We start from the raw sequence: 13,481 nt of genomic DNA, 5'->3' as shown, positions 1-13,481 counted from the left end.
GCCGCCCCGGAAGATTGCAGGGGGATCAGCGCAGAACCGGCTCGTCCCACAGGTTCAGCGGCACGCCGATGCCTTTTTCAATGGCGTTGCGATAGACAACGGTGCCCCAGGCCACATCTTCGACCGGCATGCCGCCGACCGACATGATGATGATTTCCTCGTCGTTCAGACGGCCGGGTGCTTCGCCCGCGACAATCTTGCCGATGTCCTCCAACTGCGCATGGGTCATCGTGCCCTCGGCGATCATGTCCATGAATTTCACGCCGATGATAGGCACATGCACATGGGCGGGCTTGGGCAGCTCTTCAAACCAGGCTTCGTAAAGGCCGGTATTGTCGACCACCTTGCGCACATCGGCGGCCTGCATGGTATCGTCGATATTGCACAGCGCAGGCATGGCAAGGAAGGTGCCGGGGCTGACCCATTCGCGCTTGACCATCGGATAGGTGGACGGATCCCCCACCGCGCCCGAATTGCAATAAGTCACCAGATCAGAGCCGCGCACCACCTCTTCGATGGTGTCGACGATCCGGATCGTGGTCACTTGCGGATAGGTGTCCTTCAGCCAGCTGATGAAACTGTCGAGGCTCTTCTGCCCCCGGCCCTTGACCTTGACCGTGTCGATCAGCGGGCAGGCGGCGATAAAGGCGGCCAGCGTGGTCTTGGCCATCACGCCCGGCCCCATCACGCCCACAATGCGCGAGTCCTTGCGCGCCAGATGTCGCGCACCCACCCCCGGAATCGCGCCGGTGCGATAGGCCGACAGCAGGTTGGCCGACATGAAGGCCAGCGGCGCGCCGGTATCGGCATCGTTCAGTACAAAGGTCAGGATTGACCGGGGCAGACCCTTGTCGCGGTTGGCAATGTTCGAGCCATACCATTTCATGCCCGCCGTGCGGAAGCTGCCGCCCAGATAGGCAGGCATCGCCATGAAGCGGCGGTCGGCAGTGGGTTTGGGCATATCGGGGAAGGGCGAGTTTTCGGGAAAGCTGATCGCGGCACCATGGCTGTCGCTGTTCGGCCCGGCCATCCGGTAGTCGCCATGATACAGCAGACCGAACATTTCTTCCATGCAGTCAACGCAGGCAGGCATGTCGGTCACGCCTGCGCGGATCATGTCCTCTTCGGACAGATAGATGAAGTCGATGCGGGTCGATGCAGTCATCATGCGGGTCTTTCATGGCTTGGGAAGCGGCGTTGCGCGGCGCTTCGGCTGAGGGAGGGTTCCGGTGCGGGAAAGGGGCGCGGCCCGGCAAAGGGCCTGTCACATCATTTCCGCTGAACCCGCCGACAATCGCCATGGCACAGCGTGCCAGAATCTCGATAATTCACGCCAGAACCCTGCAAACTGCGCCGCAGGCCCGGTGATGGGCGTTCAGGCCCCGCCGGGGCGGCGGCTGGCGCTGGGTTCCTGCCCGGTCCAGCTGCGATAGGCGCGCCAGAACACCGTGCCATCCGCATATCCAAGCGCCAGTGCCACCTGTGACAGCGGCATATCGGTCTTTTCCAGCAACATGCGCGCGGTTTCGATCCGGTGCTCCTGCACCAGCGCGCGCAGGCTGCTGCCCTCTTCTGACAGAAAGCGTTGCAGGCTGCGCGGCGACATGCGCAGCTCTTCCGCAACGCTGTCCAGGGTCACGGGCCGCTGGCCCAATGTCAGGCTGATGATCCGGCGCACCCGATCCACCAGCGACGGCTCGTGGTGGTGCTGCCGCGCGAGATCGGCAATATGCCGTGTCAGAATGGCCGCCAGCCCTGCATCCTCGGGGCGGTGCCGCCGCATCGCGTCATCGCGGGACATGATCAGGCGGTTGGCCGATTGATGAAACAGAACGGGCGCGCGGAACACCTTTTGCAGCAACGACGGCTCTGCCATCTCGCCATGTTCCAGATGCACTTCGATCGGGGCCCAGCCGGACGAGAAGCTTTGCCGGATCAACTGGCAGACCGAGGCCAGCGAAAATTCGGCATCCTGTCGCCGGGGCCAGATCGTGCTGTCGGCCAGGCGATAGGTCCAGACCAGATCGCCGCCAACCTCGAACAGGCTGGAATGGGTACCATCCTGCAGAATAGCGGCATCTTCAGACAAGCGTGTCATGCCGACGCGGATCGAGGGTGAGATTGAAAACAACACGCCGACCGGCCCCAGATCCGCCGGACGCAGCCGCATGGCGACCTGAAGCCCTAGGTTTGGATTGCTCAGCACAAGGGCCGCGCGTTCAAAATGTTCGACATATTGCGCCAGTGGAATCAGGGCATAGGGGTCGGAGGCGATGTTGGGATCAATTCCGATCTGGCCCATGATTGCAGCACTGGCGCCCACGGAATCGGCAATAAAATCGACCAGAGGCCGGGCGGCTGTCGCGCGCAACAGGGGCTGCGGGCGATTCAGTGCGATTCTTGCCATCCATCCGGCCCTTTTCACGGCTCTGGCGCATATTATCTATTATTTGGCACAAAATGCAATGGGTGACGCCACGTTCCCCCTCATAGTCAGATCATAAAATAAACATCAGGGAGTCATCATCATGTCACTCGACGCCACCACGGGCGCGCCAGAGGGCGAACGCCTTGCGCGAAACTCCATCGGCCTTGCCCATATCGTTTTCTTCGTCGTCGCCGCTGCCGCCCCGCTGACCGCCGTTGTCGGGGCCACGCCGGTTGCCTTTGCCTTTGGCAATGGGGCAGGTGTGCCGGGGGCCTTTGTGCTGGCCGGTTTGCTCTATCTCATCTTTTCAGTAGGATTCACGGCGATGAGCCGCCATGTCGGCGGGGCCGGGGCCTTCTATACCTATATTGCCCAGGGCATCGGGCGGCCTGCCGGGGTTGGTGGCGCGCTGTTGGCGCTGATGACCTATACTTCGGTGCAATGCGCCGTTTATGCGCTGTTCGGTGTGTTCTTTTCGGGCAGCATGGCCGCGCTTGGGCTGGAGCTGCCGTGGTTCGTCTGGTCGCTGCTGGCATTGGTGCTGGTTCACTTTGCCGGGCAACGCAATATCTCGTTCTCGGGCAAGATCCTCGGCTTTGCGATGGTCGTCGAGGTGTTGATCCTGCTGCTGCTCAACCTCGCGATCATCTGGCAGGGCGGTGGGCCCGAAGGCATGACGGCCTCGTCATTCGCGCCTTCGGTCGTCTTTACCCCCGGTCTGGCCGTGGCGCTGGTGTTTGTGGTCGGGTCGTTCATCGGCTTTGAATCCACCGCCATTTTCGGCGAAGAGGCGAAAGACCCGAGCCGGACCATCCCGCGCGCGACCTTTGCCGCCGTGCTGCTGATCACCGGCTTTTATGCGTTTTCCACATGGGCCATCGTGCAGTTCTACGGGCCGTCCAACATTCAGGCCGCCGCCGCTGCCGAAGGCGGGCTGGAGTCGCTGTATTTCGTTGCTGCCGAGCAGGTTCTGGGCGGCTGGTCCGTCGCGCTGATGAATGTGCTGTTGTTGCTGTCGCTGTTTGCCTGCGTGCTGTCGTTCCACAATACGCTGAACCGTTACTTCTTTGCGCTTGGTCGCGAAGGCCTGCTGCCGCACAGCCTTGGCCATGTGCATCCGATGCATGGGTCGCCCGCACGGGCCGGTGTGGCGCAGTCGCTGACCGCTGCGGCGCTGCTGATGGCCTTCACGCTGGGCGGGGCGGACCCCTATGCGGTGGTGTTTTCGTGGATGTCGGGGCTGGCAGTTCTGGGCGTTCTGGCGGTGCAGATCATGGTCTGCGTCGCGATCATCCGCTATTTCCGCCGGACCCACACCCACAGCCATTCGCCTCTGGTCACGCTGGTGGCGCCGGTTCTGGCGCTGATCGGTCTGTGCGGGGCGTTCCTGCTGGTGGCGGTGAACACCAAGCTGTTGACCGGATCCGATCATGTGCTGGTCCGGGCCTATCCGCTTTTGGTGGTGCTGGTCGGGCTCTGTGGTCCCTTGCTGGCCAAATGGATCCAGCGCACCAAACCCGAGCTTTATAACAATCTTGGCCGCGTGTTTGAATGAGCGGGCAACCGGGCGCGGCCCTGCTGCGCCCGGAGCTTGCATCAGGCACAGGGTTTCGGCGTGATCTGGCCGAAGCTGGCTCTCACAGTCTCCTGAACTTGCCGCCCTGCGAGGGGCGGCCTTTTTCGTAAAGTGCGTATTGCCATGGCCATGACCCGCCGAGAGATTTCAACTGCCATGCAACTGTTTGCCGCCGCCGCCATGGCGCTTGGCCTTGCGCAGATGCTGGGGCTTGCCAATCCCTATTGGGCGGCGATGCCGGTCTGGGTGGTGCATCAGGTCTGGCGCGAGGATCTGTTGCTGCGCGCCCTGTTGCGGGTGCTGGGCACCCTGGCCGGGGCGGCGCTGGCTTTGGGCCTGCTGGCGCTGGGGCCACCGGATCTGGTGATCGCGCTGGTGCTGGCGCTGGCGGTCGGGGCCACGGCTGGCGTCGCATGGTGGATTGGCAGCGTGATGAGTTATGGCGCTTTTATGCTGGGTGTGACGTTGTTCGTCGTGCTGTTGCCCGCGCTGGCGGGGCCAGCGTTTGACGTATCCGCCACCCCGGCTGCGCTGGACCGTATCCTGTGCACGCTGATCGGTGTGGTGTCGGTGACGGCTGTGACTTTTGCCTTTACCCCGGTGCGAAGCGCGCCGTTGCCCCCGCGCGTGACGCAGGGGCGCATCCCGGCGGCGCTGCGCCGGGCGCTGTTCTGTGCGGTGATGACGGCGGGTGGGGCCGGGCTGGTGATGCTGTGGCCGCGGTTCGATGTGCTGACCGGGGCGATGACGCTGACCGTCTATACGATGATCCTCGCCTCTGCCCCCAATCCTCGCCCGATCCGGCAGACGCTGCTGCCCGGTGTGGCGATCGGGATGCTGGCCGCCCTGTGTTTTCTGGCGCTGCGCACCCCGTTGCGGGCAGATGGGGCGGGGGTGATCTTTGCGCTGACGCTGGTGTTTCTGGCGGCGGGCGCGGTGTTGCGCGCGCATCCGCGCACCGCGGGCATGGGGCTGGATGCCAATATGTGCTTCCTGCTGCTGGCCGAGGCGGGCACCTGGCGGCACGAACTGGCCGATGCCTTTGTGGCAGGGCTTTGTCTTCTGGCCGCCACGGTGCTTGTTGTTCTGCTGTCTCCGGTGGCGCTCGGTTTGCGCGGCCCGCTTAGACCCGCGCCTCCAGCGGGTGAAACGCCCGGTTGAACCAGATCAGCCCGCCCGGCTGGTCGGACAGGCGGGTGGTCTGCACCTCGCAGAACAGCACCGAATGGGTGCCCTTGGGTTGGCTGTCCACGATGCGGCAATCAAAGGCCACTGCCGCGCCCTCAAGCACCGGCGCGCCGGTTGCCAGCCGCGACCATTGCGCGCCCGAAAAGCGGTCTTCGCCGGTCCAGCGGGCAAAGCTGCGAGACAGATCCTGATGGCCATCAGCCAGCACATTGACGCAGAGATTGCCGTTGGCAACGAAGGCATCATGGGCAAAGGCGTTGCGGTTGATGCAGACCAGCAGCGTCGGCGGCGTGTCGGTGACCGAACAGACCGCCGAGACGGTGATGCCATGCCGCCCGGCAGGCCCGTCGGTGGTGATCAGATTGACGGCTGCGCCAAGGCGGCTCATGCCATCGCGAAAGGCCTGCATTTCAGGTCTGATGGGGGGCATTGTCATGGCGGTCTCCGGGTCAGAGGTCGAGAACGAGGGTTTTCGAACAGGCACGCGAGCAACAGGCGCAGATCATCGTGCCATCGGCGCGCTCGTCTTCGGTCAGGAACTTGTCGCGGTGATCCGGGCTGCCCTCCAGCACGTCGGTGACGCAGGTGCCGCAGACGCCCTCTTCGCATTTTACCTCGATCTTCACCCCGGCGCGGGCCAGCGCCTTGGCAATCGTATCCTCCGGGCCGACGGTAACGGTCAGGCCAGAGCGTTGCGCCACCACCTCAAAGCTTGTGCCCGTGGTATCGACCGTGGCCGAGAAATACTCGCGGTGGACATTGGCAGTCCGGTGGCCCGCCGCTTCCGCCGTGTTGATGATCCAATCCATGAAGCCCTGCGGGCCGCAGACATACAGATGCGTATCCGCTGCCGGGGGCGGCAGGTCGCGGGCCAGATCCAGCCGCTGCTCTGCGGGCTGATCATCGAAATGAAACACCACGCGGTCGCGCCAGTCGGCGGCGGCGATCATCTGGCGGAACGCTGTCACATCGGCCGAGCGGGTGCAGTAATGCAGCGTGAAATCGTGGCCAAGGTCATGCAGGCGCTGCGCCATGGCCAGCATCGGCGTAATGCCGATCCCGCCGCCCAGCAGCACGGTATGCGCGGCTGTTTCCGTCAGCGGAAAATGGTTGCGCGGGCCTTCGACCTTGAACACCGTGCCGGGCTGCGCCAGCCGATGCACGGCCTCCGATCCGCCCCGGCTGTTCGGGTCGCGCAGCACGCCGATTTCATAGAACCCGGTCTGCGAGCAGTCCGAACACAGCGAATATTGCCGCCAGAGGTCCAGCGCGCCATCGGCCAGATGGATGTCGAGATGCGCGCCGGGGGTGACGGGCGGCAGCGGGGCACCATCCGCCCGTGCAAAGCGCAGGCGGATGATATTGCCGGGCTCTTCGATCCGGTCGGTCAGGGTCAGGTGCATCGTGTCGCTCATCGCATGTAGATCCCGCCATTCACGTCCCAGCAGGCGCCGGTGACGAAAGAGGCCTTTGGCCCCGCCAGAAGGGCGACCAGTTCGGCCACAAAGACCGGATCGCCCAGTTCGCCCACCGGAATGCCTGCCAATGCGGCCTGCATCCTGTCGGGGGTGATCACCGACCGCACCATCGGCGTGTCCATCGGGCCGGGGGCGATGGCGTTGCAGGTGACGCCAAAGGCGGCCAGATCGCGGGCGAACACCTTGGTCAGCGTCAGGATCGCGCCCTTGGACGCCGCATAATGCGCGCCGGTTGCCGTGCCGCCATTCTGGCCTGCGAGTGAGGCAAGGTTGACGATCCGGCCATACCCACGGCTCTTGAAATGCCGACCGAAGATCTGGCTGCCCGCAAAGGTGCCGCCGGCATTGACCGCCAGCACCGCGTTGAATTCGGCCGGGTCAATCTCCAGCACCGGCTGGACCGCGGTGCGCGCGGCATTGTTCACCAGCACCTCGACCCCGCCCCAACGCTCGACGCATTTGTCGAGCACCGCCTGAAAATCCTCGGGCCTGGCGACATTCAGGGTGGCGGTGATCGCGGTTTCGCCTGCAAGGTCCAGTTCGGATGCCAGCGCCTGTGCGTCATCGCCGGGGGTGACATCGGCGATGACGACGCGAAAACCTGCGCGGTGCAGGGCGCGGCAGATCTCTGCGCCCAGACCGCGCGCGCCACCTGTGACAACGGCTGTCTGGATCTGTTCGGGAAGCGGCTGCATCAGAACAGATAGCTGAACGAATTCAGCATCCCGTCAGAGTTCAGAAGCCGCACCACCTTGGCCCGGATCACAAAGCCGGTGTCGGTGACGACAAGCGTGTGGGTCATATTGGCGGCCCAGACGCGTTGGCGCCCGAACTTGTCCTCGATCACATGCTCTGCGCTGCGCACCGTGATCACATCGCCTTCGGCCTTTTCGATCACGATGCGCGACACGGTGCGCACGGTCAGCGCCGGAGGCGCGGAAGAGATGGAGAACCCCTGCTTGAACCGCTCGATCCGGTCGCGCCGCATCTTGTCATTGTCATGGCAGAGGTTGAGCGCATTGGCGAAATCGGTCGTGTCGCCGATAGGCAGGGTATAAAAGCCCTCGGGCTGCCACAGATCCAGCCAGTGATCATATTCCTTGCGGTCCAGCAGATCCGCTTCGGCCCACAGGAATGCGGTCACCTGCGGCAGAAGGGTGCTGGTGTCGATCTTGCTCATCTCGGTCATTGCGACATCATCCCTTTCCACATCTTGTAGGCGGCGCGCATGCCGGTTTCGGCGCTGATATGGCCGCGCGGACCAAGCGTGCCGGGAACCTCGTCGACCAGCCCGCGATTGACCAGAACAGGCAGGTCTTCCCCGCCCTTGGTGCCGCGCTGCACACGTTCCCAGACCTCGGCATCATCGGGGCTGCCAAAGCCCATCGGACCCTGGAAATGTTCGTGCAGCCGCAGCCGCATCTGGTTTGCCGCTGCCGGGCCGCCATCCATGCCAAGGGCGATGTGGCGGATATCGGTCTTTTCCACCGTGATCGGCGTCAGCACGCGGAAGAAGGACAGGCTGAACGACACATTCGGAAAGAGGTTGAGGTTGAACCCGGCCCCGCCCACCGCGCGGACGATCTTCTTGACCTGATCCTCGGGATAGCCCTCGTCGCGCAGCTCCTGCGCCAGGTCGGTGAACCGCTCGGGGATCGGCGCGTCAAGGTTCTCGTCCAGGTCGATCAGTTCGGGGATCATCGCCATGACCGAATGGCCATTGCCCAGATCCTCGACAAAGCCCTTGCCGGTTTCCAGAAAGCGGAAGATTTCTTCGGTCTGGCCATCCAGCGACTGCATGAAGCTCTTGTGCACCACCGGGAAGTGATAGGCGTCGGTGGTGTTTTCCAGCTGCACCTTCCAGTTCATCGGCACGCTGAACTGATGTTCGCCCAGCACCTTCACCGGGAAGCCGCCGCCCTGCTTCATGAACAGGTCAATATACCGGCACACTTCCGGCCCCAGAAAATCGACCAGCGGTTCGAGATCGTCGTTGAAGGTGGCAAAGACCATGCCGTTGTAGCTTTCGGTCCGCAGGCGCTGCAAACCGTGCTGTTCCTTGTTGAAATCGTCGCCGTATTGCTCAGGGTAGGGCAGGGCGCGCAGGCTGCCGTCGAGGCCATAGCCCCAGCCGTGATAGGGGCACTGGAACGAGCTGGTCTTGCCCTTCTTCACTTCGCAGACCGTGGCCGCGCGGTGGCGGCAGCGGTTGAGCATGACATGGATCACGCCCTTGCGGTCGCGCACCACGATCACCGGCTCCAGCCCGACATGCGACAGCTTGAAGCTGCCCTTTTCGGGAAATTCGCTGTCATGGGCCACCCAGACCCAGGTCTTGCGAAAGATCTTGTCCATCTCGAGCTTGAACAGCTCGGGGTCTTCATACATCTGGGTGGCGACCTTGGCGTCCGGCGAATAGAGCGCGTCAAGATCGCTGAATTTCGGCATGTCGAGTGACATATCAGCGTTCCTTTACAATGCAGGGATGGTGAGGGCGCGGCCCATGCGGGCTTCGACGCGCATGAATTTCCACAGGCGATGGTCCTGATCGTCCACCACGATGGTGCGCAGCAGGTTGCAGGCGGCCATCACGGCCTGACGATCGGTGAAATCGGCAAGAATATACCAGGTGGCGGGCGTGCCGTTCGACATACCGACCATGGTCTGGTCGTCATCCATCGTGCCGACGATGGTGGTGCCCGGCACCTTGGCAATGCCGGACATCAGCGCCTGCGTTGCCTGCCAGACCGGGCCAATCTGGCCGAAGGGCAGGTCAAAAAAGGCAGGCTGCATGGAAAAGCACAACAGCGTGCGGATCGGGGTCGGTTCGGACATGGAGTGCCTCTTCTTTCAGAAAATCACGGATAGCCGGGCGGGGTTTGCTGGCCGAACAGGGCCGCGCCTGCGGCCTGCCAGCTGCCCGCGCCGATGAAGGCGTGTTGCGCAACGCAGGCGGCGTCGATCATGTTGCGGCCCAGAGGGTGGCCGGTGGTCATGGCCTCCGAGCCGCCCAGCACGAAGGCCAGCCGTGCCGCCTCGGCTGCATCCTGCGCGGCTTTCGATGCGGTATGGCGCAGCCGGATATGAGTCGCGGGGTCCACCTCGCCTGCGGTCTGCATCTGGTGCCAACCATCGTTGATCGCGTCATAAAACGCGGCGCGGGCCCCGGCCAACAGCCCTTCGGCGCGGGCCAGATCAATCTGCACATAGGCGCGGGCCGCCGGGCTGGGGGCGCCGGTGATCGAGCTGCGCGCCAGCGCATCCTGCCGCAGCCAGTCCAGTGCGGCGCGGGCAGCGCCAAGGCCGACCACGGCCAGCACCTGTGCGGCCAGCGCCATCGCGGGATAACGGAAGATCGCGTCATCCTGCTGCGGCTTGCCGCCCCGGATGAAGGTCCAGTCTTCGGGCACCACAACGCCCTCTGCCACGAAGTCGTGGCTGCCGGTGGCGCGCAGGCCGACGGTATCCCAGGTTTCATCGACGATCACACTGTCACGCGGCATGATGGCGGTGCGCGGCAGGGCCGAGGTTTCGCCATCAATGCGGATGCCCGCGCCGACGATTGATGCTCCCATCACGCCCGATCCCCAGGGCCAGCGGCCCCGTACCTCCAGCCCGCCGGGCACCCGGCGCGCAGGCTGGGGCGGAAACATCGCCCCGGCAAACACGGTGTCGGGGTCATGGCCATAGATGGCGGCATAGGTCTCGGGCGGCAGGGCGGCCAGATAGGTGGCCGACACGCCAAAGCTTGCCACCCATCCCGCCGAGGCATCTGCCGATGCGATGTCTTCCACCATCCGGCAGAATTCGGCGGGAGAGCGGGCATCGCCGCCAAAGCGCGTCGGCACAAAGGCGCGGTAGATCCCGACCTGCTGAAACCCGCGGACAATATCCTTCGGAATATGGCGCAGGGTCTGGAACTCATCCCGCCGGGCGCGGATTTCGGCCTTGAGCGTCTCAAGCGCCAGAGGCGGCATACTGATCGAATTCATCTTGTCAGTCCTTGGTCTGGAAATTCGGGACGGTGTCGCAAAACCAGCGGGCGATGGCGCAGATTTGCGCATCGGCGCCGTGGCGACCGACGATCTGCACGCCTGAGGGCAGGCCGTCGCTGGTGAGGGTGGGCAGAACAATCGCCGGATGGCCCGACAGGTTGAACGGGCGCAGATACCGCGTCAGCGGCAGCACTTTTGCCGGATCGGTCGCCTCGGACAACAGCGGCGGAACGCTGGGCAGGGCAGGCGTCAGAATGGCGTCATAGCTGCCGAGCAGGGCATCCACTTCGGCGGTAAAGGCCGCGCGCACCGCTTCGGCCCGATGCAATTCATCCTCGGTGATCGCCATGGCGGCGCTCAGGCGGCTGCGGATATCCTCTCCCAATGCGGCCCCGTTCGTCACCAGAAGGCCAAAGGCCAGCGCGGTTTCGCGCCCGATCACGGTCATTGCGGCGCGAAAGGCGTCATCCAGCAGCGACAGATCGACATAGGGCAGCTCATAGCCCTGCGCCATCATTGGCAGGATCAGGCTGTCGCCCACATCGCGGTCAAACCGGGTGCGCAGCCGGGCCAGCTTTGGCGCGCGGCTCAGGGTTTCCGGCACAAAGCTGGGGTCCATCGCCTGCATCGCGCGTTCAATCATCGGCATGGACCGCGCAAAGGGGCCGATACAGTCCAGCGAGCTTTGCGCCGGATGCGCGCCGCGCCGGTCGATCCGCCCGAAGGTCGGCTTGAAGCCGATCACACCGCAGCAGATGGCCGGTTGCCGCACCGATCCGCCGGTGTCGGTGCCGATGGCAAAATCGACTTCGCCCGCCGCCACCGCGACGGCCGACCCCGAGGACGATCCGCCGGGGATCCGGTCAGGCCAGCGCGGATTGACCGGCGTGCCCGTCGCGGCATTGACCCCCGTCATGCCATAGGCAAGCTCGTGCATCCGGGTCTTGCCGATGATCCTGCACCCTGCCTGTACCAGACGCTCCACAACAGCGGCATGGGCCTGCGCGGGTGCCGCACCGGCAAAGGCGGCAGAGCCGCAGCGCGTCGGATGGCCCGCCACATCAAGGCAATCCTTCACCGCCACACGCGGCGCATCCACAGCGCAATCGGGGGCTTCGACCGACAGCCGCAGATCAATTCCGGGAACAGGGGTTGCGGAGGCTGTCATGGGTCTGCCCTTGCTGCGAGTGTTGCGTAGCTGCGTGCCTTATTACGTGAATATTACTGTAATAGCTTGGTCGGTCAACGTGATTCGTAGGCAGAACCTGAGAAAACTTTTTAATGTCAAGTAGATGCCAACTGCATCTGCACCGGAAACCCCTTGGGTCCGGTGTGTTCTGATCCAGGGCCGGGCTGATACGCGGCCATGGCCCCTTGCTGACTCTGCGCAGAGAATAGCAGCAAAATCGCCGCTGTTTCTTGCGATTGCTGCAAAGGTGTTTTCCCGAAGACGTCTTTCCCGCCAAATCAGCGGTTTGCCTGCTTCTGGGTTGTTACCTCATAATTTACGTGAATTTTACCGCTTGACCGATGCGCCCGCGCGGTTAGCCTCGGCTGCATCGTCCTGCCCTTTCTCTGGCAGACACTGACCTCCCTCATCGAACAGGATAAGAAAATGACACCAGATGCAGAGATTTCGGGCCTGATCCGCCGGATCGAAGTGCTTGAGGCCGAGGCCGACATCCGCCGTATTCAGGCGCGCTACATGTTCCTGTGCGACACGCCGATGCCGGAGCATGGTGTTCAGAATGATGCCGAGCGGATCGACCTGATCATGGCGTTGTATACCGAAGATGCAGTCTGGGAAGGCGTGGGCGAATATTACAACGGCCAGTTTGGCCGCGCCGTCGGTGCCCCGGCGATCCGCAAGCATTTCGAGGGGTTCTGGGGCGGCAAGACCGATCCGGCGCTGATCCTGAACTGCCATTATCTGACCTCGGAACAGATCCACGTCCATGCTTCGGGCATCACCGCCGATGGGCAATGGGTGCATATGCAGCCCTGGCTGTTCTCGGATGGCAAGGCGCTGCTGCGGTCGTCGCGGCTGAACAATACCTTCCGCAAGGAAGCGGATGGCACGTGGAAGATCACCCGCACCCGCACCGAAAACGTGTTTGTCGCCCCGCTGTCGTCGACATGGGCGTCGGACTATCCGTCGAAATCGGTGCTGATGCAGCCCTGAAGGTTCGGGGGCGGTTTGCGCCGCCCTCTTTTCCGGTCAATCCTGCCAGCGTTGATGCTGAGCCAACGCCGCCAGATGCGCCGCCGCGCTGGGGGGGAAAGCAGGCTTCCTGATGCGGCAACAGGGTCAGCACCGATGGGGCGTCCAGAAAACACGCCTCGGTGCCGTTGCCGCGATGCATATCCCAATCCAGCACAGCGACCAGAGCCGCCGCTTGGGCTCGGGCGTATCGGGATGACCGGCCCCGGCAGGCGGCTGCACCCAACCCCGACCAGCGCCGACAGCGCCTCGCTCAGGGCGAGAAAAATCAGCGTGCCGACGATCGGTCCTTCAATGGTGCCGATCCCGCCGATCACCACGATAAAGATCACATAGGCGGCCCAGTTGATCGAAAAGGCTGCATCTGGGCGCACGTTGATCTGGGTGATGTAGATCAACGCCCCGGCGGCACCGGCGATGGCTGCGGCAAACAGATAGATGCGGCGTTTGGTCCGGGTGGTCTCGATTCCCACGGCCTGCGCGCCCGGCTCGCTGTCGCGAATGGCCATCAGCCACAGCCCGGTGCGCGACCGCAACAGAGCAACGGCCACCGCCGCCAGCGCCATGCAGCGCGGCGGTCAGCACATTTTCCCAT

14 protein-coding genes and 1 pseudogene are annotated in these 13,481 nt (G+C 63.8%); 3 read left to right on the top strand and 12 right to left on the bottom strand.

Annotated elements, in window-relative coordinates; genetic code table 11:
- Positions 1 to 25: 25 nt before the first annotated feature.
- Positions 26 to 1,165, bottom strand: a complete 1,140-nt coding sequence (locus KM031_RS19305; protein ID WP_215505725.1) for an ornithine cyclodeaminase family protein — start codon at positions 1,163 to 1,165, stop codon at positions 26 to 28.
- A 210-nt stretch (positions 1,166 to 1,375) separates the two neighbouring features.
- On the bottom strand, positions 1,376 to 2,407 hold the full coding sequence (locus tag KM031_RS19300) for an AraC family transcriptional regulator (protein WP_215505506.1): 1,032 nt from the start codon (positions 2,405 to 2,407) through the stop codon (positions 1,376 to 1,378).
- A 121-nt stretch (positions 2,408 to 2,528) separates the two neighbouring features.
- On the opposite strand from KM031_RS19300, the gene KM031_RS19295 reads away from it, so the two are divergent.
- Positions 2,529 to 3,983 (top strand): APC family permease, encoded by a 1,455-nt coding sequence (locus tag KM031_RS19295; RefSeq protein WP_215505505.1) that lies wholly within the window; start codon positions 2,529 to 2,531, stop codon positions 3,981 to 3,983.
- A gap of 177 nt (positions 3,984 to 4,160) precedes the next feature.
- Entirely contained in the window at positions 4,161 to 5,165 is a 1,005-nt protein-coding gene (locus tag KM031_RS19290; RefSeq protein WP_215505504.1) for an FUSC family protein, read from the top strand.
- Here KM031_RS19290 and KM031_RS19285 read toward each other — a convergent pair.
- From KM031_RS19285 to KM031_RS19250, 8 genes are read right to left on the bottom strand one after another with little or no spacing between them, the layout of a single operon-like run.
- On the bottom strand, positions 5,128 to 5,628 hold the full coding sequence (locus KM031_RS19285) for a flavin reductase (RefSeq protein WP_246567098.1): 501 nt from the start codon (positions 5,626 to 5,628) through the stop codon (positions 5,128 to 5,130). The two genes, KM031_RS19290 and KM031_RS19285, sit on opposite strands and share 38 nt — an antisense overlap.
- A gap of 13 nt (positions 5,629 to 5,641) precedes the next feature.
- The gene (locus KM031_RS19280; protein WP_215505503.1) at positions 5,642 to 6,607 is read right to left on the bottom strand and encodes a PDR/VanB family oxidoreductase; all 966 of its coding nucleotides are present in this window, start codon (positions 6,605 to 6,607) and stop codon (positions 5,642 to 5,644) included.
- Complete coding sequence (locus KM031_RS19275) at positions 6,604 to 7,368, bottom strand: SDR family NAD(P)-dependent oxidoreductase (RefSeq protein ID WP_215505723.1); 765 nt, start codon at positions 7,366 to 7,368, stop codon at positions 6,604 to 6,606. The genes KM031_RS19280 and KM031_RS19275 overlap by 4 nt, the downstream gene beginning before the upstream one ends.
- Positions 7,365 to 7,859, bottom strand: a complete 495-nt coding sequence (locus KM031_RS19270) for an aromatic-ring-hydroxylating dioxygenase subunit beta (protein ID WP_215505502.1) — start codon at positions 7,857 to 7,859, stop codon at positions 7,365 to 7,367. The genes KM031_RS19275 and KM031_RS19270 overlap by 4 nt, the downstream gene beginning before the upstream one ends.
- Positions 7,856 to 9,130, bottom strand: a complete 1,275-nt coding sequence (locus KM031_RS19265) for an aromatic ring-hydroxylating oxygenase subunit alpha (RefSeq protein WP_215505501.1) — start codon at positions 9,128 to 9,130, stop codon at positions 7,856 to 7,858. The genes KM031_RS19270 and KM031_RS19265 overlap by 4 nt, the downstream gene beginning before the upstream one ends.
- Positions 9,131 to 9,142: 12 nt before the next feature.
- A complete protein-coding gene (locus tag KM031_RS19260) occupies positions 9,143 to 9,505 on the bottom strand; it encodes a hypothetical protein (RefSeq protein WP_215505500.1) in 363 nt (120 codons plus the stop codon).
- A 23-nt stretch (positions 9,506 to 9,528) separates the two neighbouring features.
- Positions 9,529 to 10,662: an acyl-CoA dehydrogenase family protein gene (locus KM031_RS19255; protein ID WP_215505499.1), complete on the bottom strand. Its 1,134-nt coding sequence runs from the start codon at positions 10,660 to 10,662 to the stop codon at positions 9,529 to 9,531.
- Between the two features lie 4 nt (positions 10,663 to 10,666).
- Positions 10,667 to 11,833 (bottom strand): amidase, encoded by a 1,167-nt coding sequence (locus tag KM031_RS19250; protein WP_215505498.1) that lies wholly within the window; start codon positions 11,831 to 11,833, stop codon positions 10,667 to 10,669.
- Positions 11,834 to 12,280: 447 nt separating this feature from the next.
- Between KM031_RS19250 and KM031_RS19245 the strand changes: the two genes are divergently transcribed.
- Positions 12,281 to 12,847, top strand: a complete 567-nt coding sequence (locus tag KM031_RS19245; RefSeq protein ID WP_215505497.1) for a nuclear transport factor 2 family protein — start codon at positions 12,281 to 12,283, stop codon at positions 12,845 to 12,847.
- Here KM031_RS19245 and KM031_RS19240 read toward each other — a convergent pair.
- Both KM031_RS19240 and KM031_RS19235 read right to left on the bottom strand, forming a co-directional pair.
- Positions 12,753 to 13,028 carry a hypothetical protein gene (locus KM031_RS19240; protein ID WP_260692211.1) on the bottom strand — a complete coding sequence of 92 codons (276 nt, stop codon included), beginning with the start codon at positions 13,026 to 13,028 and terminating at the stop codon, positions 12,753 to 12,755. The genes KM031_RS19245 and KM031_RS19240 overlap by 95 nt on opposite strands.
- Positions 13,029 to 13,170: 142 nt before the next feature.
- Positions 13,171 to 13,395: pseudogene (locus KM031_RS19235) on the bottom strand (ABC transporter permease subunit); the annotation flags it as partial.
- Between the last annotated feature and the right edge of the window lie 86 nt (positions 13,396 to 13,481).

Origin of the sequence: Gemmobacter fulvus (assembly GCF_018798885.1) — a bacterium.
In the GTDB taxonomy this organism is placed as follows: Bacteria; Pseudomonadota; Alphaproteobacteria; order Rhodobacterales; family Rhodobacteraceae; genus Gemmobacter; species Gemmobacter fulvus.
The sequence above is the reverse complement of the archived record's forward strand: the minus strand, read 5'-3'. Positions and strand labels throughout refer to the sequence as shown.

Excerpts from the sequence above, each read along its gene's own strand:
- KM031_RS19305 (WP_215505725.1), bottom strand. The coding sequence starts at position 1,165 with ATGACTGCATCGACCCGCATCGACTTCATCTATCTGTCCGAAGAGGAC.
- KM031_RS19300 (WP_215505506.1), bottom strand. The coding sequence starts at position 2,407 with ATGGCAAGAATCGCACTGAATCGCCCGCAGCCCCTGTTGCGCGCGACA.
- KM031_RS19295 (WP_215505505.1), top strand. The coding sequence starts at position 2,529 with ATGTCACTCGACGCCACCACGGGCGCGCCAGAGGGCGAACGCCTTGCG.
- KM031_RS19290 (WP_215505504.1), top strand. The coding sequence starts at position 4,161 with ATGCAACTGTTTGCCGCCGCCGCCATGGCGCTTGGCCTTGCGCAGATG.
- KM031_RS19285 (WP_246567098.1), bottom strand. The coding sequence starts at position 5,628 with ATGACAATGCCCCCCATCAGACCTGAAATGCAGGCCTTTCGCGATGGC.
- KM031_RS19280 (WP_215505503.1), bottom strand. The coding sequence starts at position 6,607 with ATGAGCGACACGATGCACCTGACCCTGACCGACCGGATCGAAGAGCCC.
- KM031_RS19270 (WP_215505502.1), bottom strand. The coding sequence starts at position 7,859 with ATGACCGAGATGAGCAAGATCGACACCAGCACCCTTCTGCCGCAGGTG.
- KM031_RS19265 (WP_215505501.1), bottom strand. The coding sequence starts at position 9,130 with ATGTCACTCGACATGCCGAAATTCAGCGATCTTGACGCGCTCTATTCG.
- KM031_RS19260 (WP_215505500.1), bottom strand. The coding sequence starts at position 9,505 with ATGTCCGAACCGACCCCGATCCGCACGCTGTTGTGCTTTTCCATGCAG.
- KM031_RS19255 (WP_215505499.1), bottom strand. The coding sequence starts at position 10,662 with ATGAATTCGATCAGTATGCCGCCTCTGGCGCTTGAGACGCTCAAGGCC.
- KM031_RS19250 (WP_215505498.1), bottom strand. The coding sequence starts at position 11,833 with ATGACAGCCTCCGCAACCCCTGTTCCCGGAATTGATCTGCGGCTGTCG.
- KM031_RS19245 (WP_215505497.1), top strand. The coding sequence starts at position 12,281 with ATGACACCAGATGCAGAGATTTCGGGCCTGATCCGCCGGATCGAAGTG.
- KM031_RS19240 (WP_260692211.1), bottom strand. The coding sequence starts at position 13,028 with ATGCATCGCGGCAACGGCACCGAGGCGTGTTTTCTGGACGCCCCATCG.